At 42.2% G+C, this 21,897-nt stretch carries 11 protein-coding genes, 21 tRNA genes and 1 rRNA gene; 32 read left to right on the top strand and 1 reads right to left on the bottom strand.

The features are described from left to right. The 27 genes from rrf to AR334_RS12465 all read left to right on the top strand — a co-directional run. Positions 1-81, top strand: a 5S ribosomal RNA gene (gene rrf, locus AR334_RS12335); the annotation flags it as partial. Positions 82-86: 5 nt separating this feature from the next. Further along, positions 87-162 (top strand) — tRNA-Val (locus AR334_RS12340). A gap of 9 nt (positions 163-171) precedes the next feature. Next, positions 172-247 (top strand) — tRNA-Thr (locus tag AR334_RS12345). Positions 248-263: 16 nt separating this feature from the next. Further along, positions 264-339: transfer RNA gene (locus AR334_RS12350), tRNA-Lys, on the top strand. A 10-nt stretch (positions 340-349) separates the two neighbouring features. Further along, a tRNA-Leu gene (locus tag AR334_RS12355) sits at positions 350-431 on the top strand. A gap of 13 nt (positions 432-444) precedes the next feature. After that, positions 445-519 (top strand) — tRNA-Gly (locus AR334_RS12360). Between the two features lie 4 nt (positions 520-523). Next, positions 524-612 (top strand) — tRNA-Leu (locus AR334_RS12365). 13 nt (positions 613-625) lie between these two features. Beyond that, a tRNA-Arg gene (locus AR334_RS12370) sits at positions 626-702 on the top strand. A gap of 14 nt (positions 703-716) precedes the next feature. Next, positions 717-793, top strand: a tRNA-Pro gene (locus AR334_RS12375). Between the two features lie 13 nt (positions 794-806). Further along, a tRNA-Ala gene (locus AR334_RS12380) sits at positions 807-882 on the top strand. A gap of 18 nt (positions 883-900) precedes the next feature. Beyond that, a tRNA-Met gene (locus AR334_RS12385) sits at positions 901-977 on the top strand. Positions 978-1,129: 152 nt separating this feature from the next. Beyond that, positions 1,130-1,206 (top strand) — tRNA-Ile (locus AR334_RS12390). 17 nt (positions 1,207-1,223) lie between these two features. Continuing rightward, positions 1,224-1,316, top strand: a tRNA-Ser gene (locus AR334_RS12395). Positions 1,317-1,489: 173 nt separating this feature from the next. Continuing rightward, a tRNA-Met gene (locus AR334_RS12400) sits at positions 1,490-1,563 on the top strand. A 3-nt stretch (positions 1,564-1,566) separates the two neighbouring features. After that, positions 1,567-1,643 (top strand) — tRNA-Asp (locus AR334_RS12405). 6 nt (positions 1,644-1,649) lie between these two features. Further along, positions 1,650-1,725 (top strand) — tRNA-Phe (locus tag AR334_RS12410). Between the two features lie 22 nt (positions 1,726-1,747). Beyond that, positions 1,748-1,823: transfer RNA gene (locus tag AR334_RS12415), tRNA-His, on the top strand. A gap of 6 nt (positions 1,824-1,829) precedes the next feature. Next, positions 1,830-1,903, top strand: a tRNA-Gly gene (locus AR334_RS12420). 4 nt (positions 1,904-1,907) lie between these two features. Further along, positions 1,908-1,984 (top strand) — tRNA-Ile (locus AR334_RS12425). Between the two features lie 8 nt (positions 1,985-1,992). Beyond that, a tRNA-Asn gene (locus AR334_RS12430) sits at positions 1,993-2,067 on the top strand. Positions 2,068-2,070: 3 nt separating this feature from the next. Beyond that, positions 2,071-2,158: transfer RNA gene (locus tag AR334_RS12435), tRNA-Ser, on the top strand. 6 nt (positions 2,159-2,164) lie between these two features. After that, a tRNA-Glu gene (locus AR334_RS12440) sits at positions 2,165-2,236 on the top strand. A 184-nt stretch (positions 2,237-2,420) separates the two neighbouring features. Next, the gene (locus tag AR334_RS12445; RefSeq protein ID WP_066310811.1) at positions 2,421-3,881 is read left to right on the top strand and encodes a sensor histidine kinase; all 1,461 of its coding nucleotides are present in this window, start codon (positions 2,421-2,423) and stop codon (positions 3,879-3,881) included. Continuing rightward, the gene (locus tag AR334_RS12450; protein WP_066310813.1) at positions 3,874-4,674 is read left to right on the top strand and encodes a response regulator; all 801 of its coding nucleotides are present in this window, start codon (positions 3,874-3,876) and stop codon (positions 4,672-4,674) included. Before AR334_RS12445 ends, AR334_RS12450 begins: the two co-directional genes overlap by 8 nt. A 138-nt stretch (positions 4,675-4,812) precedes the next feature. Continuing rightward, on the top strand, positions 4,813-6,108 hold the full coding sequence (locus AR334_RS12455) for an ABC transporter substrate-binding protein (RefSeq protein WP_066310818.1): 1,296 nt from the start codon (positions 4,813-4,815) through the stop codon (positions 6,106-6,108). 244 nt (positions 6,109-6,352) lie between these two features. Beyond that, positions 6,353-7,252 carry a carbohydrate ABC transporter permease gene (locus AR334_RS12460; protein WP_253701304.1) on the top strand — a complete coding sequence of 300 codons (900 nt, stop codon included), beginning with the start codon at positions 6,353-6,355 and terminating at the stop codon, positions 7,250-7,252. Beyond that, positions 7,252-8,073 carry a carbohydrate ABC transporter permease gene (locus AR334_RS12465; protein WP_066310821.1) on the top strand — a complete coding sequence of 274 codons (822 nt, stop codon included), beginning with the start codon at positions 7,252-7,254 and terminating at the stop codon, positions 8,071-8,073. The genes AR334_RS12460 and AR334_RS12465 overlap by 1 nt, the downstream gene beginning before the upstream one ends. Positions 8,074-8,182: 109 nt before the next feature. Here AR334_RS12465 and AR334_RS12470 read toward each other — a convergent pair whose 3' ends face one another. After that, positions 8,183-13,321 carry a GH92 family glycosyl hydrolase gene (locus tag AR334_RS12470; RefSeq protein WP_066310823.1) on the bottom strand — a complete coding sequence of 1,713 codons (5,139 nt, stop codon included), beginning with the start codon at positions 13,319-13,321 and terminating at the stop codon, positions 8,183-8,185. A gap of 590 nt (positions 13,322-13,911) precedes the next feature. On the opposite strand from AR334_RS12470, the gene glgB reads away from it, so the two are divergent. The 5 genes from glgB (at position 13,912) to AR334_RS12495 (ending at position 21,888) form a co-directional block, all read left to right on the top strand. Continuing rightward, positions 13,912-15,861: a 1,4-alpha-glucan branching protein GlgB gene (gene glgB, locus AR334_RS12475; RefSeq protein ID WP_066310827.1), complete on the top strand. Its 1,950-nt coding sequence runs from the start codon at positions 13,912-13,914 to the stop codon at positions 15,859-15,861. Beyond that, positions 15,803-16,948 (top strand): glucose-1-phosphate adenylyltransferase, encoded by a 1,146-nt coding sequence (locus AR334_RS12480; protein WP_066310829.1) that lies wholly within the window; start codon positions 15,803-15,805, stop codon positions 16,946-16,948. The genes glgB and AR334_RS12480 overlap by 59 nt, the downstream gene beginning before the upstream one ends. Before the next feature lie 71 nt (positions 16,949-17,019). Then, entirely contained in the window at positions 17,020-18,051 is a 1,032-nt protein-coding gene (locus AR334_RS12485) for a sugar phosphate nucleotidyltransferase (RefSeq protein ID WP_066310830.1), read from the top strand. After that, the gene (gene glgA, locus AR334_RS12490) at positions 18,048-19,502 is read left to right on the top strand and encodes a glycogen synthase GlgA (RefSeq protein WP_066310832.1); all 1,455 of its coding nucleotides are present in this window, start codon (positions 18,048-18,050) and stop codon (positions 19,500-19,502) included. The genes AR334_RS12485 and glgA overlap by 4 nt, the downstream gene beginning before the upstream one ends. Continuing rightward, a complete protein-coding gene (locus AR334_RS12495; protein ID WP_066310835.1) occupies positions 19,492-21,888 on the top strand; it encodes a glycogen/starch/alpha-glucan phosphorylase in 2,397 nt (798 codons plus the stop codon). The genes glgA and AR334_RS12495 overlap by 11 nt, the downstream gene beginning before the upstream one ends. The last annotated feature ends 9 nt before the right edge of the window (positions 21,889-21,897 follow it).

Here is a 21,897-nt window from a genome sequence, read left to right on the forward strand (position 1 = left end):
ATCCCGAACACGGAAGTTAAGCTTCTCAGCGCCGATGGTAGTTGGGGCGAAAGCCCCTGTGAGAGTAGGACATTGCCAGGCTTTATGGAGGATTAGCTCAGCTGGGAGAGCATCTGCCTTACAAGCAGAGGGTCGGCGGTTCGATCCCGTCATCCTCCACCATATTAATGTGCCGGCTTAGCTCAATTGGTAGAGCAACTGACTTGTAATCAGTAGGTTGAGGGTTCAAGTCCTTTAGCCGGCACCACTTAAATTAATGTTATGAGCCATTAGCTCAGTCGGTAGAGCATCTGACTTTTAATCAGAGGGTCGAAGGTTCGAGTCCTTCATGGCTCACCATTTAAATATTGCGGGTGTGGCGGAATTGGCAGACGCACCAGACTTAGGATCTGGCGCCGCAAGGCGTGGGGGTTCGACTCCCTTCACCCGCATCATTTCTTTCATGCGGAAGTAGTTCAGTGGTAGAACACCACCTTGCCAAGGTGGGGGTCGCGGGTTCGAATCCCGTCTTCCGCTCCAAAATGCCGGGGTGGCGGAACTGGCAGACGCACAGGACTTAAAATCCTGCGGTAGGTGACTACCGTACCGGTTCGATTCCGGTCCTCGGCACCATGAAATTTCATACGCGCCCGTAGCTCAATTGGATAGAGCGTCTGACTACGGATCAGAAGGTTATGGGTTCGACTCCTGTCGGGCGCGCCACTTGTTTTAAAAGACGGGAAATAGCTCAGCTTGGTAGAGCACTTGGTTTGGGACCAAGGGGTCGCAGGTTCGAATCCTGTTTTCCCGACCATCCACATGATTATGGGGCCTTAGCTCAGCTGGGAGAGCGCCTGCTTTGCACGCAGGAGGTCAGCGGTTCGATCCCGCTAGGCTCCACCATAACTTAATTAAAAATTTGGCGGTGTAGCTCAGCTGGCTAGAGCGTACGGTTCATACCCGTAAGGTCGGGGGTTCGATCCCCTCCGCCGCTACCAATGTCTTTAGGACCTTTAGCTCAGCTGGTTAGAGCAACGAGCGAAGCTCCTTGAATAAATTTCGAGTTGTACCCATCGAGCTGCTTCTTGAATAAGCTTTCTGAGATGGGGACAGACAGATTTTAACCATATAGGTTAATGAACCTTAACTTGGACCTTTAGCTCAGCTGGTTAGAGCAGACGGCTCATAACCGTCCGGTCGTAGGTTCGAGTCCTACAAGGTCCACCAATAGCTTTATATAATATGGAGGAATACCCAAGTCTGGCTGAAGGGATCGGTCTTGAAAACCGACAGGCGGGTTAAACCGCGCGGGGGTTCGAATCCCTCTTCCTCCGCCATATAGTCTCACATTTTTTATACTTCTTATTGTCGCGAGGTGGAGCAACGAGCGTTGCTTCGATGAATATTCTGCGAGTTGTATCAATCGAGCTGCTGATTGAATATGCTTCCTGATTTTGATACAGTCCTACGTTAGCTCTTAGCATGACGTAAACTTTATACTTTTTATTGTCGCGGGGTGGAGCAGTCCGGTAGCTCGTCGGGCTCATAACCCGAAGGTCGCAGGTTCAAATCCTGCCCCCGCAATACGGTCTGGTAGTTCAGTTGGTTAGAATGCCTGCCTGTCACGCAGGAGGTCGCGGGTTCGAGTCCCGTCCAGACCGCCATTTGTTGGCTCAGTAGCTCAGTCGGTAGAGCAATGGACTGAAAATCCATGTGTCGGCGGTTCGATTCCGTCCTGAGCCACCATTTGATTATTGTAAATATTATGGCGGTTGTGGCGAAGTGGTTAACGCATCGGATTGTGGTTCCGACATTCGTGGGTTCGATTCCCATCAGCCGCCCCATATAATGCGGGTGTAGTTTAGTGGTAAAACCACAGCCTTCCAAGCTGTTGTTGTGGGTTCGATTCCCATCACCCGCTCCATTATGGGCCTATAGCTCAGCTGGTTAGAGCGCACGCCTGATAAGCGTGAGGTCGATGGTTCAAGTCCATTTAGGCCCACCATATATTATTCCGCAGTAGCTCAGTGGTAGAGCTATCGGCTGTTAACCGATCGGTCGTAGGTTCGAATCCTACCTGCGGAGCCATATAGAGAAGTACCCAAGTGGCTCAAGGGGCTCCCCTGCTAAGGGAGTAGGTCGCGTAAGCGGCGCGAGGGTTCGAATCCCTTCTTCTCTGTTGATTGGCCCCTTGGTCAAGCGGTTAAGACACCGCCCTTTCACGGCGGTAACACGGGTTCGAATCCCGTAGGGGTCATACAAAAAGGCTGATGACATTTTGTCATCAGTTTTTTTGTGTTTCAAGATTATTTTATTTGATTGTTTTAAGAATAAAACACTAAAAAAAGGAGTAATTTGAATCTTCTTGATTTAATTGAATTGGGATCAGTTTGGGTTTAAACTAAAATTGAACCATAAAAAGGAAAGAGAGGATAGATTCTGTGATTTCCATCCGAACAAAAATTATTGGGTACTCCATGGTTCTCGTATTATTAATTAATAGTGTTTCGTTTTTCTTATTTCAAAGCAGCCAGAAATCTGGTGATGAGTATAATGCGATTTTACAAAGATTCTTTCTATTAAATGACTTGTCAATGAGTACAAAATCCGTTTATGAGTCTTTAGATGACTATTTACTCGATCACTCTATTGATAAATTTGATATCTATTCGTCAGAACGGCAAAAATTAAAGCGGTTACAATCTCAATTAAAACCACATATAAATCAAGATATTGTCGTAAAGAATTATTATTACTTAATTGAAAGCTTCCTAGGCGAGTGCACGGTGATATTAAATGCATATAATCGTAATGAGATTGAGGTTTACTCATCCCATTTAACGGAATTATCTAGAATATCCATCTACATACAGGAAGCGACATTGGCATTAATAAACCATGAATTAACGAATTATCAAACATTCTACAGGGAAATGCATAAAAGAAATGAGCTTTTCAGCACGATTGGTATTATTATTTTTGTTTTGACCATTCTTATAAGTATACTATTTGCCCTGTGGTTTTCAAAAGGGATGACGAAGCCCATCAGCCTTTTATCTAAGGCAGCAAAGGAAATTTCCACCGGGAAATTTGACGGTCCTGATGTAAAAGCACCTACAAAGGACGAGCTTCGCTTTCTGGCTGAAGCGTTTAATAATATGAGGGAAAATATTCGTCGATTAATTCAAGAAATCAAGCAGAAATCAGAACTGGATAACTTGTTAAAAGAAATGGAACTAAAAAGTTTGCAAAATCAAATTAATCCTCATTTTCTCTTTAATACATTAAATACGGTTTCGAGAATGGCCTATATCGAAGGTGCAGAACGGACAAGTGATTTAATTGATTCCGTAGCGGCTTTATTAAGGTATAATCTGGGCAATTTGGACAAACCCACGACATTGAAAGATGAGGTCGCCGTCGTTCATAATTATTTTTTTATTCAAATGACCAGGTTTGGTGATAGGGTGCAGTTTAGGACAGAGATTGATGAGTCATGCCTATCACTTCCAATACCGGTTTTAACATTGCAACCGATTATTGAGAATGCATTTATCCATGGCGTTGAATCATATGAACACGGTGCAGTTTTAAGCCTTTGCGTCTATAAAAAAAATAGTCAGGTCATTATTGAAGTGGCAGACAATGGAGTTGGAATGGACGAGCTAACGATAAAAAGATTAGTAGAGCAAGTTGATAGGGTACATTCCAGTCAAAAATCCTCGAAACATACCGGGCATTCGACGGGGATTGGGTTAATAAACGTAATTAAGCGATTGCAATTATTTTATGGACAGGATCAGGTGGTTGAGATTCAGTCCAAAATGGACGAGGGAACAGTAATTCGGCTAATGCTCCCTTGTGTTTCTGAAAGTGAGGTTCTCGCAAAAGACCATGTATAAATTATTAATTGTAGATGATGAGATGCTAGAAAGACAGGCACTTAGGATGATTGTATCAACAAAACTAAAAAATATAGAGATTATTGGCGAGGCTGAAAATGGGAGAAAAGCCATTCAACTCGCAAACCAATTCGCTCCTAATATCATCATTATGGATATTAAAATGCCAGGGATTACTGGCATTGAGGCGGTAAAAGTGATTAAAGACCAGCAACCAGATATAAAAGTGATTATGCTATCTGCATTTGATAAATTTGAGTATGCTAGACAAGTAATGCAGCAGGGTGTTAAAGAATATTTATTAAAACCTGCCCGAAAAGATGAACTTGTTGCAGCAGTAGAGCGGGTAATTTCCGAACTTAATATGGAAAGACGGGAAAAAGAAGAACAAGAGAATTTAAGAAAAAATCTTCGGTTAGCGATTTCCCCTTCGGAAAATGAAGAAGTAGCTTGGGACCTGTATTATGATGACAAAAAGATGAAGAAAATAAAAGATTTTATTGAGGAAAACTTTACAAAGACCATTTCATTAGAGGATGCAGCAGAATATGTCGGTATAAGTCCCTTTTATTTAAGTAAATTGTTTAAAGAAAAATTTTCTGTTAATTTTATTGATTACATTACCCAATTACGAGTAAATAAGGCCAAGGATTTGATGAAAAATCCTGAAAGCAGCTTGAAGGAGATCTGTTTTAACGTCGGATATAAGGACCCTAACTATTTTAGTAGAGTATTTAAAAAGACAACCGGTTATTCCCCAAGTGAATACAGAAAGCGGTTATTTATTGGGTAATCGAATGACATTATCAATAATTAACAAAAAAGTGAAGATGAATGCAAAAGATTAAAGGAAATTCTGGAACAGAAGTCTGAATATTAGTGTTATAGTGGTAAATGAAAGAGCTTTCATAAGAGATGAGGGGGGAAATTAATGAAAAAAGCATGGTCGATTTTGTTAACTGTTTTGCTTATGGCCTCATTTGTATTAGCAGGATGCAGCTCCGATACTTCGTCTGGAGGGAATTCCGGTAAAAAGTCCGAAAAAGGAGATGCAAAGCTGGACATTTTTAGCTGGTGGACAGGTGCTGGGGAAGAAGATGGATTAAAAGCATTAATTGAATTGTTTAAGGAAAAGCACCCGGATGTGAAAATTGAAAATGCAGCTGTAGCTGGTGGTGCAGGTACGAATGCAAAAGCGGTGCTTGCAAGTAGGATGCAAGGGAATGATCCTCCTGCAACGTTCCAGGTCCATGGCGGTGCCGAATTAAATGAAGGCTGGGTTGCGGCCGGTAAAATGGAGACACTCGATGACCTTTATGAAAAGGAAGGCTGGAAAGATAAATTTCCAAAGGATTTAATTGACCTTGTTAGCAAGGATGGACATATTTATTCTGTTCCTGTAAATATTCATCGTGGAAATGTACTTTGGTATAACAAAAAGATTTTTACAGAGAACAATTTGGAAGCACCAAAAACATTTGATGAATTCTTTAAGGTGGCTGACGCTCTTAAAGCAAAAGGGATTACTCCCCTAGCGCTTGGGGATAAGGAGCCTTGGACAGCCACTCATCTGTTTGAAAGTGTCCTATTAGGTACGCTTGGAGCAGATGACTACAAGAAATTATGGACTGGCGATCTCGCGTTTGATGATGCAAAGGTGAAAGATGCGGTTGAAACATTTAAGAAAATGTTGTCTTACGTAAATGAAGACCATAGCTCAAGAAACTGGCAGGATGCTTCTCAGTTAGTGGGAACTGGTGACGCCGCGATGAATGTAATGGGTGACTGGGCAAAAGGCTATTTTTCTAATGATTTAAAGTTGAAGGCAAATGAAGACTTTGGCTGGGTGGCTACACCAGGAACTGATGGCATGTTTATGGTAGTTACAGATACATTCGGATTGCCAAAAGGTGTTAAAAATCCAGATGATGTAAAGAAATGGCTCTCTGTCTTAGGATCTGTTGAAGGACAAGATGCTTTCAATCCATTGAAAGGATCCATTCCTGCACGAATTGATGCAGATAAATCAAAATACGATGTTTATGGCCAGCAAACAATTGAAGAATTTAAAGAAGCAAAACTGGCTCCAAGTTTGGCACACGGTTCGGCAGCGCCAGAAGGATTTTTAACAAAGGTAAACCAAGCAGTCAACATATTTGTAACGCAACAAAAATCGGACCAATTTGTGGATTCCTTGAAAACTGCATCTAGTGAGCTTAAAAAGTAAAACAAGTGGGGAGGAGAGGAAGGTGTCTCTCTTCCCTATTTTTTTGCTAATCAGAATTTTTTATCTCAGCTTCGCACGCATAAATTCAACTACACCTTTGCCTTCGTCCATACGGACTTGTCGGTCGGCGAGTATACATTTAACGCAAGGGGGGATATAAGTGGAATCTGTTAAACCATCTGCACCATTGAAAAATCAATCAAAACCATTAATGATTACGGAAACAAAGAGAAACCGCCCTCTGATGAATGACAGGGTAAAGGCTTTTTTATGTCTCCTTCCTTCCATCATTTTAATTGCCATTTTCGTCTACGGGTTTATTGGATGGACAGGGTATGTCTCCCTAAGCAATTGGAATTCTCTTGTTCCGGATTTTTCCTTTGCGGGATTAAAAAACTATGCTTATTTGTTCAGTGATTTTCGCTTCCAGGCTGATTTAAGAAATACGCTTTTCTTTACATTGTTCTTTATCATTGCGGTTCTTGGTTCCGGACTTGTGCTTGCTATTTTACTTGATCAAAAAATTCGGGCGGAATCATTGTTTCGAAATATTTTCTTTTTTCCAATGGCCTTATCTTTTATTGTGACAGGTGTTGTCTGGCAATGGATCTTGAATCCTTCAACAGGTGTGAATCTGATTTTGAAAAATTTTGGAATTTCACCGAAGTGGTATACGAGTGTCACCATTATCCCGGGTATTGAGTGGGGAAAAATCGAATTTGGTATTCCTGTGGCTATTATTGCGGTGGTGATTGCGGCCATGTGGCAAATGACAGGATTTTCAGTTGCCATGTACTTGGCTGGACTGCGTGGAATTCCCGAAGAATTACGGGAAGCTGCCCGGATCGATGGGGCATCTGAATTCCAAATCTTTTTAAAGATTATTTTTCCATTGTTAATGCCAATTACGGTTAGTGTCATTATTATTATGGCCCATATCTCGCTTAAGATCTTTGATTTAATTTATGCAATGACTGGCCCAGGGGCCAACTTTGTTACTGATGTCCCGGGGGTATATATGTTTGAAACCACCTTCCGCGGCAATTATTATGCAAACGGTGCAGCGATTACCATTATTATGTTGCTATCTGTTGCGATTTTTATTATCCCGTATTTGATTTCAAGCAGAAAGGGTGGAAGCTGATGTCGATTCGAGTAGTAACCCGCCCGGCTCTTTATGCATTATTGATTGCCTTTAGTTTGTTTTTTCTAATGCCAGTCTATCTCATGTTTATTACAAGCATTAAGCCCCTGGATCAAATTACGCTGGCGCAAATGTGGGAGCTTCCAAAGGCGATAGATTTTACTAGTTACAAAGAAGCGTTTGAAAAACTGGCGCCCAACTTTGTGAATTCCATTTATCTCGTGATTCCTGCTACCATTTTTTCCGCTTTATTGGGTTCCTTAAATGGATATGTCCTGTCGAAGTGGAAATTTAAAGGGGCGGATTGGATTTTTACAGCTGTGTTATTTGGAATGTTTATTCCTTACCAAAGCATTCTAATTCCGCTAATCCAGTTTTTACGGGAAATCGGCCTGTATAATTCAATTCCTGGACTGGTCCTTGTACATGTTGTGTACGGCATTCCAATTACAACTTTAATGTTCCGTAATTTTTATGCCAGTATTCCAGGAGAAATGATTGAATCAGCGCAAATTGATGGAGCAGGATTTTTCACTATATTTCGGTATATCATGATTCCACTTTCGATTATCGGCTTTGTAGTGGTAGGGATTTGGCAGTTTACAAATATTTGGAATGAGTTTTTATTTGCTGTTACGATTACAACCTCCGATCAGCAGCCCATTATGGTTGCGTTGCAAAATCTTTCAGGAAGCCAAATTGTGCAATGGAATGTCCAAATGGCAGGTGCCATTCTTGCGGCTTTGCCAACCCTGCTTGTTTATATTTTCCTCGGGAAATTCTTTGTAAAGGGACTGCTCGCCGGGTCCGTAAAAGGATAAATAGTTGCAACCGTGCTCCATGGTACCATGGGGCTTTTTTCTATTTCTCAGGACATGTACATCGAAAAAAAGAATCCCGAAGAAACATTCTTCTCCGGGATTCTGTGAATCATTGAATTGAGTTGCTGTTATACAGTTGCTTTACTTGTTCCGGCGTAAGAGCCTGCTTATATATTTTCACTTCATCGACCAAACCGATCGTTTGAAGTCCTGTTGGACCCCATGGCGCACCGCCAATAATGATTGGCCTATTTGTCGGTGCAATAGGATTAGGTCCTGCTGAAATGTTCATCACTTCCTCGCCATTGATATAGCCAATGACCTTTCCATTTTGCTTCCATGTCAGCACCAAATGAGTCCATTGGTTCGCAGGTATTGTTCCCTTATTGAAGCTAAACCTGCTGCCGCTTGTATCCCACATTTCAGGATAAAGACCACCTTGAATGCCAAGCACATATCCGCTTCCAATTGGTGTATTCCCAATGAGTTTCTGGTCGGCACTTGGATTTGGCAGATTGACCCATAGGCCAATTGTGAATTCGTCATCTCCATTTAACAATGTAGAAGTTGGGATTTCTACATAGCCGCCATTCAGTTTCAGCGCATTGCCATATTTGCCTTGAGTAAAGGAGGCGCTGCCGTTTAATGTCCCATTGTGCCCATATGGAGAGGCATCTTTTGCAACTGTGCCACTGCTTTCATCGAAACTAAGTGATAAAACAGGCCCAGGGTGGAGAGCTTTCACAACCCCAGTTAATTCATTGATTTTAAACGGGTGCAAGCCTAGTGGCACATCATTGACCATAAAGGACACCGTCTCACTTTTACCTGCATCCAGCGAAACGGTCTTTGATTCTTTAAATTCGCCTTCATAATAAAAGTCTAGTTTTTTCTCACCAGCTAATAGACCGATGTTTTCTACTTTTACTGAGATAGTGGCATCTTCTCCAGGTGCGACGGTAGCGGAAGATAGCTGTGAAATTTCAAAAATAGGAACCTGAGTTACTTCTTCATCATTTTTCCATGCACCTTTGCCTGGATTGCCCCCTATGATTAATCTTTCTACTGAGAAACGCAGCGCACTAACCTCCGCACTTAATCTCTCTTTTGCTTTCTTGCTGATATTTTCAGGTTTGCTAGTATTAAGGAAATTTAGTAGATCCTCGAGCTTTTTCGCTGATTGAGTAAAGTCATCTTTTGAAAAATGATCTTCTGCCTGAGTAAACTTTGCATCGAACTGGGTGGCAAGAGAACCTTTAATATCCCCGGAGCCTAAATATTTTTCATATGCTTTTCGTACCTCTTTAAACTGGCCGGCAATATTTTCAAAACCCAGTAATTCGATTTCAGCAAAAGTTGTCGAAGCATCGCCGCCATTCCCAGTAACACGCAATCTGTAATATGCATATTCACCCGGATTTTGAATTGCAAAAGGCTTGGTAAATAAACGCCATTTAAAGCCGATATCGGATCGTCTATCGAGGACAGTCCATTCTTTTCCATCGTTTGATCCGATTAGTTCCCAGCTTTGCGGATCTTGTGCTTGCTTGTCTCCTGATGTAATCGTGTACATAACCGCTCTTTTTGCGCCATTCTCAAATTTGTATTGCACCCAAGGTTTATCGCCTGCTAAAGTTACCTTTGTTTCCGAGTTATTATCAAACAGAAGGCTAGCCACACCTTGATCGCTATGTGAAGACTTGCCGTTGGCAGCATTGGTCAAATCCTGTAATGGGTCAGGCATTATTGAAGATCCATCCGTAGAACTGTCCGTGATGGAGGTTGGTAATGCATCAATACTTGTTCCCCACTTAGATGGTTTTGAGCCCATTTCGAATTCCAGCACTGCGCCTTCCGCAAGTAGCTTATGTGAAATAGTCGTTTTGTTGTAATCTTTACCGTTCATCTTGAGGCTTTGAACATATTTGTTCTTTTTACTCACATTTGGTGCCTTAATGGTAAGATCCTGACCATTTTCTAAATGAATCGTCATTTTTTTGAAGAAAGGAGCTCCAATCGCATATTCTGGCAGACCCATTTGTAATGGGTAGAAGCCTGCAGCACTGAAAATATACCATGCTGACATTTCTCCATTATCTTCATCACCAGCGTATCCTTGCCCGATTTCACTGCCAATGTAAAGACGGGAAAGAATTTCACTTACCTTTTCCTGTGTTTTCCATGGTTGGCCTGCATAGTTATACATATAAGGGATATGATGGGAAGGCTGGTTGCTATGCCCGTACATGCCCATTCTGACATCTCTAGCCTCACGCATTTCATGGATGATGCCGCCGTAACCGCCCGGATATAAGGCTGTTTCTGGAGTATTAAAAAATTCATCCAGTTTCTTGGCCAATCCATCCCTGCCTCCATATAGATTGGCTAAGCCCTGCCCATCTTGAGGAACATGAAATGCCATATTCCATGCATTTGTTTCAGTATAGTCCCCGCCCCAGTTCCTTGGGTCGAAATCTTTAGCTGCAACTCTCCAATCTCCTGAGGCATTTCGGCCCATGAAGAATCCAGCTTCTTTATTGAACATCTCAACGTAATTTTGTGAACGGGATAGAAAATACTGATAATCGGCTAAATACTGTTCATATTTCGGGTCATTTTTGTCTGTTTTATCAAGCAAGGCTTTTGCCATATTGGCGATGCCAAAATCATTGATATACCCATCCATTGCCCAAGACATGCCTTCCCCAGTGGAAGTGCTTGTATAGCCATTAAAGATCGATGTAGACAACCCTTTACGGCCAACACTTTGATCTTTACTAAATACTGCAGCATTTTTAATCGCGGATTCATAGTAGGCATCTAGATCAAAGTTTGTGACACCTTTTTGGTAGGCGTCTCCGAAGGCCACATCAGAGCTGGTTCCAACCATTAAATTGGCATAACCCGGTGATGACCATCTGGAAACCCATCCGCCATCTCGATATTGTTGCACAAATCCATCAATCATTTCTCCGGCATGGGTTGGTGTTAACAAGGAATAGGCTGGCCAGGTGGTCCGATACGTATCCCAGAACCCATTGTTAACATATGGTTTTCCTTCAACAATTTTGGCTCCAGTTTCCGTTGCGGTATTTTGGCCGGAGGCTGGAGAAAATGGACTTGCATACTTGTAAACAGGGTTGTCTACTGTGCCGGTATTTTCAAATGCAATATTTGGATACAAGAATAAACGGTACATATTAGAATACAGCGTAACAAGGTCGTCTTCGCTTGCACCCTCTACCTCAATAATGCCTAACTTTTCATTCCAAAGCTGTTTTGCCTTGTCTTTAATCGTGTCAAATGTATCGGAAGACTTAATATCCTGCTCCAGGTTTTTCTTCGCCTGTTCAACGCTTATTAAGGAGGTGGCAATTTTCATCGTGACAGTTTTGTCGGAACCGGAAGTATCAAATTGTACGTATCCGGTAACATTATTTCTTCCTTCTCCCGTTAACTTTTCACCTACAGCAATTGGTTTATCAAATGTCGCATAGATAAACATTCTGGTTGCGCCGGTCGAAAGTCCGCTCTTTACATCTGAATAACCTGTTACGGTATTATTTTGTGGGTCTAATGTTAAGCCTCCGTTGTTATTTACATTGTCAAAGATGAGACTTGAGGTATTACCTGTAAACGTAAATTGGAACATCGCAGCCCGATTGGTCGGTGTCATTTCCGTTTTGATACCATTTTCAAATGTAACACTGTAGTAATGGGGCTTGGCGATTTCATTTTCATGTTTAAATGGCAGCGCTCTAGTATTACGGTTCGCGCTTGGCTTTACTTGAGTTGAAGGCATCACTTGGAATGTCTGCCTGTCACCCATCCACGGACTCGTTTCATGGCTGAGGGAGAAGGCTTGTAAAACCGGTAGATTGTCCGCGTTATTACTTTGCTGATAGCTGTAAAGCCAGCTCGTTGAACCCGCATTTGTGACTGGGGTCCAAAAGTTAAACCCATGCGGTACAGCAACTGCAGGGAAATTATTCCCGCGGGAAAATGTACCGTTTGAGTTTGTACCTCTTAAAATATTTACATAATCAACAAGGCTGGAATAGTTTTTCTTGGCGGGACTACTAATGATCTTGATATCATCAATGCTGCCTTTAAAGACCCCTGGACCTTTTGGGTTATGATAGGCAACCAAGATGCGGTCAATGGTTTTTCCTTCGGCAGCTTTACCGATGTTGGCTTCTTTGTAGTTCCATTGATTGGCGTAAAGTGTTTTCGATTCTCCTTGTTCCTTCGGGTTTAAGGCAACACCATGCTGGTCGATAGCATTTAATTCACTTAGATAGGTTCCATCCGTAAAGGCAAGGTCCACCGAAACATAGGTACTGGAATAATCCAGTTCATTGCTGTCCATAAACTGTGGATGAATATAATAGGAAAGCTGCATATCAGGTGTAATCTTAATGTCCACATCGAAGACTTTGTTATAGGCATAGCCCTCACCAGTTGCTTCATGGCGGCCCTCATATATTAACGATTGTTTTCCGGTCCAGCCCGCCTTAGTTTTGCCCGTATAGCTGCTTGTCGGCCCATCGCCTACGTATACCTTCATGTCCGATGGCGGAGGAGGCGGGACATCAATCCCGTTTGATAAGGCAATTTCGGCCAATTGGGTTAGCCCATCACCGGAATTTTGAGTAATGTTGAAACGAAAGTGGGTAAACTTGTCCTTATTTTCATATTCAAATAGTTTTCGTTCAAATCGTTTTTCAAATTTTTGATTGGTGCGTTTATCTAATTCAACCCAGTTTTGGCCATCGTTTGAGCCGGAAAGTGTCCAATCCTTTGGATCTCTTCCTGATGCGTCATTTGCTGAGGTAAATGCATATTTGACTACGTTCTGTGGTTCGTCGAAGGTGAATTCAATCCAGGTGGTTGGTTGAAACGCCAGCCATTTTGTTTGTGGGTTTTGGTCGATTAACATTGATTCAACTTCATTCGGGGGATTGTTGGCACTTGCGGTGACTTTTTTTACTTTACTAGTGATATCCCCTTGAATCGTGTCATAAGGAATTTCCCCAATCACCCCAGAGGATTTCTTATTGCCTTTACTATCCGTTTCTGCTGTGTTTTGCCAGGTTGGCTGCAGGTCGGTATTTTCAAAAGAAGTAGAGAAATCATTTGCTGTGGCTGCATTAATCTTAGATGAAGGTATCGGTGAGGCAGGTAATAGAGACATTATTAATACAATACAGAGTAAAGACGAGAGTTTTGATGCAAATTTTTTCTTCATTTAATACCTCCTAGAATACGAGTTTTTGGGGAATTTAATCCCAATAACCGGTCCTCCTTTCGACATGTATGCGTTTTCAATACAACCAAAATTATAACATGGAACTACTGGGTAGAAGTCTGGACTATTTTATATTTTGCTGGACAAAGTTATGATTTTATATTTGTAGTTTAAAAAAATCCAGTCTGTCTAGGCTCTGAATTTATTATTCAACTCATAAAAATATCAATAAAAATATAATATTAATATAATATTTTCTTCCCTTATCATTTCAGTAAAATACTGAAATCGCTTACAAAAACCGCTTTCATCCATATTTTTCAGCCTCAATAAAATTATTCAATTTTCTAAAGATTACATAACTTTTCCAGCCTAAAATCTTAAAAATTTCAAAAAAACTTACTAGATTTTTGTCGTATTTTGGACGATTTCTTGTCGGAATGAAATGAAAGCTGTACTAATTTGCCTCTTTTTGGTACCATCTCTCACCTATTGTCAGAAAAGATAAAAAAGTTTTTCGGGGATTATTTGTTATTAGCACTTATAATTGGTTTTTGAAATACATATTTTCATTGGGGATGAGGAGAGCCATGGCAGTGAACACATTGTTTCCGACAGACTATCAGCTTCACTTGTTTCATGAAGGAAGCTATTACAACAGTCATCACCTTTTTGGCGCTCATATCCTTAAAGATTCCGACCAGGCATATACCCGTTTTTGCGTATGGGCCCCGAATGCCGTCAAGGTGAGGCTCGCAGGGGATTTCAATAACTGGAATAGTGAAGGATATGAATTACAAAAGGTTAATGATGAAGGCGTATGGGTTTTTCTGATAAAACAAAATCTTGAAGGCTGTACGTATAAGTACGAGATTTTTACTCACTCAAACGAAAGGCTGTTAAAATCAGACCCATTTGCTTTCTATTCAGAATTACGGCCAAATACGGCCTCAATTGTGCATCAACTCGAAGCTTATCAATGGCATGATGCTAATTGGATGGAACGAAGGGCACAGAAAAATAACTTCTCGGAACCCACAGTCATATATGAAGTTCATTTAGGATCGTGGAAAACACACGAGGATGGCAGATTTTTAACCTATCGGGAACTGGCAGAGGACTTAATCCCTTATGTTGCTGAGCATGGTTTTACCCATATCGAACTAATGCCGCTTATCGAGCATCCTTTTGATGGCTCTTGGGGGTACCAAGGTACCGGGTATTTTTCAGTAACATCAAGGTATGGCACCCCGAATGATTTTAAATTCTTCATCGACCGATGCCATCAGCATGGGATTGGGGTCATTCTTGATTGGGTACCAGGGCATTTTTGTAAGGATGCCCACGGGCTGTATAACTTTGATGGCACACATCTTTATTCCTACTCCACTACCCATGACAGGGAAAACCATGTCTGGGGGACAGCGAATTTTGACCTAGGTAAAGGAGAGGTACAAAGCTTTCTCATTTCTAATGCAGTCTTTTGGATGGAAGAATTCCATATTGACGGATTTAGGATGGATGCAGTCGCCAATATCATTTTCTGGCCAAATGCAAACGAAGGCATGTCTGAAAACCCATATGGGATCCATTTTTTAAAAAAGCTGAATAAAGTGATTCACGAGTTCAACCCACATGTGTTAATGATTGGGGAGGATTCCACCGATTTCCCTAATGTTACCGCACCTGTCCACTATGGCGGATTGGGCTTTGATTACAAATGGAATATGGGCTGGATGAACGACATGCTGGAATATATGGAAACCCCGTCGTTTGCTAGATCAAGTGTCCATTCAAAAGTGACTTTTTCACTTTTATATGCCTTTTCGGAAAACTTTATGCTTCCGTTTTCACATGATGAGGTCGTGCATGGGAAGAAGTCACTGCTTGATAAAATGCCGGGAGAGTATTGGGAAAAATTTGCCCAGTTGAGGCTTTTGCTTGGCTATATGTTTACCCATCCAGGGAAAAAACTGTTGTTTATGGGTTTTGAGCTTGGGCAGTTTGCGGAATGGAAGGACAAAGAACAACTCGATTGGCACCTGCTCGATTATGAATTGCACCGAAAACTTAATACTTTTGTAAAAGTGCTAATAAAACTATATAAACGGTCAAAAGCGCTTTATGAGCTAGACCATTTGTATCCCGGTTTTGAATGGATCGAGGTCGATAACCGCAACCAATCCATTTTCTCCTTTATCCGTAAAGGGAAAAAAGAAGAGGATACATTAGTCGTAGTTTGTAATTTTACTGGAATGAGCTATCCAGATTATAAAATTGGGGTTCCAAAAGCGGGCGAGTATCGAGAAATCTTAACAAACGATGACCTGGAGTTTGGGGGTTCAGGTGTAGTCAATAAGAAAATCATCGCGGCAACTACTGAACCATACCATGGGAAACCATGCTCCCTTTCAATGGCGATTGCTCCGTTTGGCTTTCATATATTAAGACCGGTTAAAAAACGAAAGGAGAGAAAAGGCAATGGGAAAGAAAAAGTGCGTCGCCATGTTGCTGGCAGGGGGAAAAGGGAGCAGGCTTAATGCCCTGACCAAGGATTTGGCAAAACCTGCGGTGCCGTTTGGCGGTAAATATAGAATCATTGATTTCACACTTAGCAATTGCGCAAATTCAGGGATCGATACGGTAGGGGTGTTGACACAATATCAGCCGCTCCTCCTAAACTCTTATATTGGCATCGGCAGTGCCTGGGACTTGGACCGCAAGAATGGCGGGGTAACCGTATTGCCGCCATACAGTGAGTCTTCGGAAGTAAAGTGGTATACAGGAACAGCCAGTGCCATTTATCAAAACTTAAATTATCTCAAACAATACCAACCAGATTATGTTTTGATTCTTTCTGGCGACCATATTTACAAGATGAATTATGAAACCATGCTGGAGTACCATATTGAAAAAAGGGCTGATGTCACGATTTCCTTGATCGAAGTTCCATGGGCCGAGGCCAGCCGATTTGGGATCATGAATACAAACGAGGATATGAGAATTATAGAATTTGAGGAAAAGCCGGTCTCGCCTAAGAATAATTTAGCATCAATGGGCATTTATATCTTTAGTTGGAATATACTGAAGGAATATTTGGAAATGGATGCCCGAAATCCCGACTCCAGTCACGATTTCGGGAAAGATGTCATTCCTTCCCTTTTGGATGACAAAAAGAAATTATTCGCCTACCCATTTAAGGGTTATTGGAAGGATGTCGGCACGGTCCAAAGTCTGTGGGAAGCAAATATGGACCTGCTAAAAGAGGAATGTGAACTGAACTTATTTGACCACGACTGGCGCATTTATTCGGTTAATCCAAATCGTCCGCCGCAATACATTTCTCCGGACGCAATCGTTCAGGAATCACTCATTAACGAAGGCTGCACAATTGAAGGCAAAATAGAAAAATCCGTGTTATTCCAGGGTGTCAATGTTGGCAGGGAATCGCGGGTAAAAGAGTCGGTCATTATGCCGGATGTCACAATTGGGCAAAACTGTTTTATTGAAAAAGCGATTGTTCCTTTTGATGTCAATATACCGGATGGTACGGTAATTCGTTCTTTGGATGATGAAATTGTCCTTGTAACAAAAGAAATGCTTAGCGGGCTTAATCCCGCTTACTAGCCATAAAATTAGGCGTCGGTGGGAAAAAGGCTCGGGGGCTTTAATAGATAATCCGGAAGGGGAAAAAATGCGTGAAAAGAAAGCTTTTAGGTATTATAGATGCTACAACCTACCATGATGATTTGGAGGAATTGTTAATTCATCGTTCCTTGGCGGCGCTGCCGTTTGCGGGGAGGTACAGGATTATCGATTTTGTACTGTCCAATATGGTGAATTCGGGGATCAGGAGCGTCGCTATTTTTCCAAAAATGCAGTATCGCTCGTTAATGGATCATTTAGGGTCGGGAAAAAATTGGGACTTAAATCGCAAGCGGGATGGCTTGTTCTTCTTCCCATCCCCTGTGGTGGATAGCAATCCTAATCGAGTCGGGTCGTTCGACCTGTTTGCGGCTAATATGGACTATTTTTATCGCAGTACCCAGGAGTATGCGATTATATCAAACTGCTATACGATTATTAATATGGACTATAAACCGATTCTGGAATGGCATCATGATATGCACTGCGATATTACCGAAATCCATCATCGCGACGGCAGGTCGATGGAGATGTATTTGATCAAGACGTCACTGCTAATAAAGCTGATCCAGTCCAGAAATGAAACCGGATATACATGCATGAGAGATGTCGTTCAAGACATGCATAATGAATATTCAATTTGCCGCTATGACTATGACGGCTATGCGGTTATGGTCGATTCGATTGCAAGCTATTATGACGCGAGCCTGAACCTGCTTAAGCCTGATGTATGGGGAAACCTGTTTGTCAAAGGCCAGCCGATATTAACGAAGGTGAAGGATGAACCGCCGACAAAATATGAAAAAGGTTCGCTTGTTAAAAATTCGATGATTGCCAATGGCTGTGTCATTAATGGCACTGTGGAAAACAGCATTATTTCCAGAGGAGTAAAAATTGGCAAAGGTGCCGTCATAAAAAATTGTATTGTTATGCAAAAGTGCCAAATTGAAGAAGGCGTTCATTTAGATACGGTTATTTTGGATAAGGACGTGAGGGTCGAGGCCGGAACGAGATTATCCGGCACAGCCCATTTGCCATTTGTCGTTCGCAAAGGGACTAAGCAAGGAGCGTTGATGAACTCGTGAAAGTATTATTTGCTGTTTCGGAGTGTGGACCATTTGCAAAGTCGGGCGGGCTTGCCGATGTCGCCGGCTCGCTGCCAAAAGAATTAGTAAGCCTTGGCACTGAGGTGCGGGTTATTTTGCCCAAATATGGAACCATCTCCGATGAATTTAAACAAAATATGAAAAAAATCAAGGAGTTCTCGGTGAATGTTGGCTGGCGCAAGCAGTATTGCGGCATTGAAGAGCTTGAGTATCAAGGGATTACCTATTATTTTGTCGACAATGAATATTATTTTAAACGGGAAGGTTTTTACGGCTATTTTGATGACGGCGAAAGGTTTGCCTTTTTCAATCGGGCTGTGCTTGAAGCTTTGGCACAAATTGACTATTTTCCGGATGTGCTGCACTGCCACGACTGGCATACGGCGATGATTCCGTATCTGCTTAGAACGGAGTACTACCGGAGACAAAAAAGTTATGGGCAAATCAGGACCGTATTTACGATTCATAATTTGCAGTTCCAGGGAATATTCCCAAAAGAGGCGTTGAGGGATTTACTGGGGCTTGATGACAGCTCATTCCATCCGGAGCATCTTGAATTTTTCGGCAACATCAATTTCATGAAGGGGGCGCTGGTAGCTGCTGACAAAATTACCACCGTAAGCCCATCTTATAAAAATGAAATACAAACGGCGGTTTATGGTGAAAAACTGGATGGGCTGCTAAAGGCAAGGAATGAAGATCTAGTTGGCATTTTGAATGGAATTGATGAGGATTTTTATAATCCGGCGCAAGACCCATTCCTTTTTCAGACCTATAATGCCAAAGAACTTGAGAAAAAGGCAATAAATAAGAAAGAAATTCAAAAACAATTTGGTTTGAAACAAAGCGCCAATACACCATTACTGGTCATGATTTCCCGGCTTACCAAGCAAAAAGGCCTTGATCTTATCAATTGTGTTCTAAGGGAAATGCTGCAGGAAGACATCCAGTTCATCATTCTAGGGACAGGTGATTATCAGTATGAGGAATTCTTGCGTCAGGCGGGGCGGATTTACCCTGAAAAGTTGAAGGTCCACACCGGCTTTAATGAACGGCTGGCCCACCAACTATATGCTGCCGCGGATCTGTTCCTAATGCCATCCCTATTTGAGCCGTGCGGGCTTAGCCAATTGATTGCGATGAAATATGGAGCGATCCCGATTGTTCGCGAGACTGGCGGTTTAAACGATACAGTAACAGCATGGAATGAATTTACCGGTGAAGGCAATGGCTTTTCGTTTAGCCATTTTAATGCCCACGATATGCTTTATACGATTCAACGGGCAGTTAGGATCTACCAGGATAAAAATGTGTGGGATTCGCTCGTAAAGCAGGCGATGGAACAGGATTACAGCTGGGCGCAATCAGCATTCAGCTATAATCAGCTATACGCTGAGTTGATGGCAAGGAGTGAAACCCATGTTTTCTAATAAGGAAATGTTTAAAGCGGCATTCATAAAACGGGTCGAGATGCTTTGCGGAAAAAGTTTTTCGGAGAGTACGGCCCGTGACCATTACCAAACACTTGGACAAATGATCCGTGAATTTGTCAGCAATGACTGGATTGCTACTAATGAACGGTATCTAGCGACCAAAGCAAAGCAGGTTTATTATTTATCAATTGAATATTTGCTGGGAAAGCTGCTTAGGCAGAATTTAATTAATCTTGGTGTTGAGGAAATGATTGCGGAAGGCCTTCATGAGCTGGGAATTGATTTGGGTGACCTGGAGGAACTTGAACCGGATGCAGGCTTGGGGAACGGCGGCTTGGGCAGACTAGCCGCCTGCTTTTTGGACTCACTGGCGTCAACGAATCTCCCTGGCCACGGTCACGGGATTCGCTATAAGCATGGGTTGTTTGAGCAGAAAATAGTGGACGGCTATCAGGTCGAACTGCCCGAGCAATGGCTGAGAAGCGGCAATGTTTGGGAAATCCGTAAGGCAGATTTGGCGGTGCGGATCCCGTTTTGGGGAAAGGTCGAGGCCAAAATGGAAAACGGCCGTTTGGTATTTCATCATTCCCATGCCGAAACCGTTACAGCTGTGCCATACGATATGCCGGTAGTCGGTTTTGAATCTGATACAGTAAATACGCTAAGGTTGTGGAATGCGGAACCGGCACAGTTCCCGCTGGACACGGATATTTTAAAGTATAAACGGAGAACGGAAGCGATTTCTGAATTCCTTTATCCCGATGATACTCATGATGAAGGGAAGATTTTAAGGCTAAAACAGCAATATTTTTTAGTGTCCGCCAGCCTGCAGTCAATCATCAGAGCTTATAAAAAGCAGCATGGAAGCCTAAAAGAACTGCATCAACATGTTTGTATCCATATCAATGATACCCATCCGGTACTGGCGATTCCGGAACTGATGAGAATCCTGTTGGACGAGGCCAAATTCGACTGGGATGAAGCCTGGCATATTACGACTAATACGATTTCCTATACAAATCATACTACCTTATCGGAAGCACTTGAGAAATGGCCGGTACATATCTTTAAGCCGCTGCTCCCAAGGATTTATATGATTGTCGAAGAAATCAATGAGCGATTTTGCAAGGAGCTTTGGGAAGAGACCCCAGGGGAATGGGAGCGGATTGGCAAGCTTGCGATTATTTCCGATGGTTTTGTGAAAATGGCTCATTTGGCCATTGTCGGCAGCTTTAGTGTCAACGGGGTAGCAAGGCTCCATACAGAAATCCTGAAAGAGCGGGAAATGAAACCGTTTTTCCAGCTGTATCCCGAGAAATTTAACAATAAGACAAATGGAATTGCCTATAGGCGCTGGCTGTTAAAAGCTAATCCAGAATTGTCATCGCTTATCACCGAAACCATTGGTTCGTCGTGGACCCATTCCGCCCATGACCTAATTCATCTGCTTGATTATCAAAATGATTCAGGATTTTTGGACCAATTGGCTAAGGTGAAAAGTGCAAATAAACAAAGGCTTGCCGAGATTATTGGAAGACAAACCGGGATTGCTGTGGATACCTCCGCTATTTTTGACGTTCAGGTAAAACGTCTCCATGCGTATAAACGGCAGTTATTAAATGTTATGCACATCATGCATCTCTATAACCGAATGAAAGAGGATTCCGGCTTCAACATGACTCCTAGGGTGTTTATATTCGCCGCCAAAGCCTCACCTGGTTATTATTATGCAAAAAAAATTATTAAATTGATTAACACGGTAGCCCAAACGGTCAATAATGACCCGCTGGTTGGAGACAAGCTGAAGGTTATATTTTTAGAGAATTACCGTGTATCATTGGCTGAAAACATATTTCCGGCTGCGGATGTCAGTGAGCAGATTTCAACCGCAAGTAAAGAGGCATCGGGAACAGGCAACATGAAATTCATGATAAATGGTGCTTTAACAGTTGGAACCTTAGATGGGGCAAATGTTGAAATTCATGAGCTTGTTGGGGATGAGAACATTTTTCTCTTCGGGTTGACCGCCGAAGAGGTGCTTCACTATTACAAGCATGGTGGTTATGATTCGGTTGGCTATTACCATCTGGACCGGCGGATTCAACAGGTTGTCGACCAACTTGTTAATGGATTCTTTCCAGGAGTTCATAATGAATTTGAACCGATATTTGATTCGCTATTGGAAGAGAATGATCAGTATTTTGTATTAAAGGATTTTGCTTCCTATACCGATATTCAGCGCAAAATCGGCGATGCTTTTACCGACAGACTAAAATGGCAAAAAATGAGCCTTGTGAATATCGCCCATGCTGGTTATTTTTCAAGCGACCGCACCATAAAGGAATATGCTAAGGACATTTGGGACATTCATCCGATCATATAGGAAAGCAAA

This window comes from Bacillus sp. FJAT-29814, from assembly GCF_001510715.1.
Lineage (GTDB): Bacteria > Bacillota > Bacilli > Bacillales > Cytobacillaceae > Neobacillus.

Bases quoted from the DNA above. Each gene is read 5' to 3' on its own strand.
- AR334_RS12450 (WP_066310813.1), top strand. From the start codon at position 3,874: ATGTATAAATTATTAATTGTAGATGATGAGATGCTAGAAAGACAGGCA.
- AR334_RS12455 (WP_066310818.1), top strand. From the start codon at position 4,813: ATGAAAAAAGCATGGTCGATTTTGTTAACTGTTTTGCTTATGGCCTCA.
- AR334_RS12460 (WP_253701304.1), top strand. From the start codon at position 6,353: ATGAATGACAGGGTAAAGGCTTTTTTATGTCTCCTTCCTTCCATCATT.
- AR334_RS12465 (WP_066310821.1), top strand. From the start codon at position 7,252: ATGTCGATTCGAGTAGTAACCCGCCCGGCTCTTTATGCATTATTGATT.
- AR334_RS12470 (WP_066310823.1), bottom strand. From the start codon at position 13,321: ATGAAGAAAAAATTTGCATCAAAACTCTCGTCTTTACTCTGTATTGTA.
- glgB (WP_066310827.1), top strand. From the start codon at position 13,912: ATGGCAGTGAACACATTGTTTCCGACAGACTATCAGCTTCACTTGTTT.
- AR334_RS12480 (WP_066310829.1), top strand. From the start codon at position 15,803: ATGGGAAAGAAAAAGTGCGTCGCCATGTTGCTGGCAGGGGGAAAAGGG.
- AR334_RS12495 (WP_066310835.1), top strand. From the start codon at position 19,492: ATGTTTTCTAATAAGGAAATGTTTAAAGCGGCATTCATAAAACGGGTC.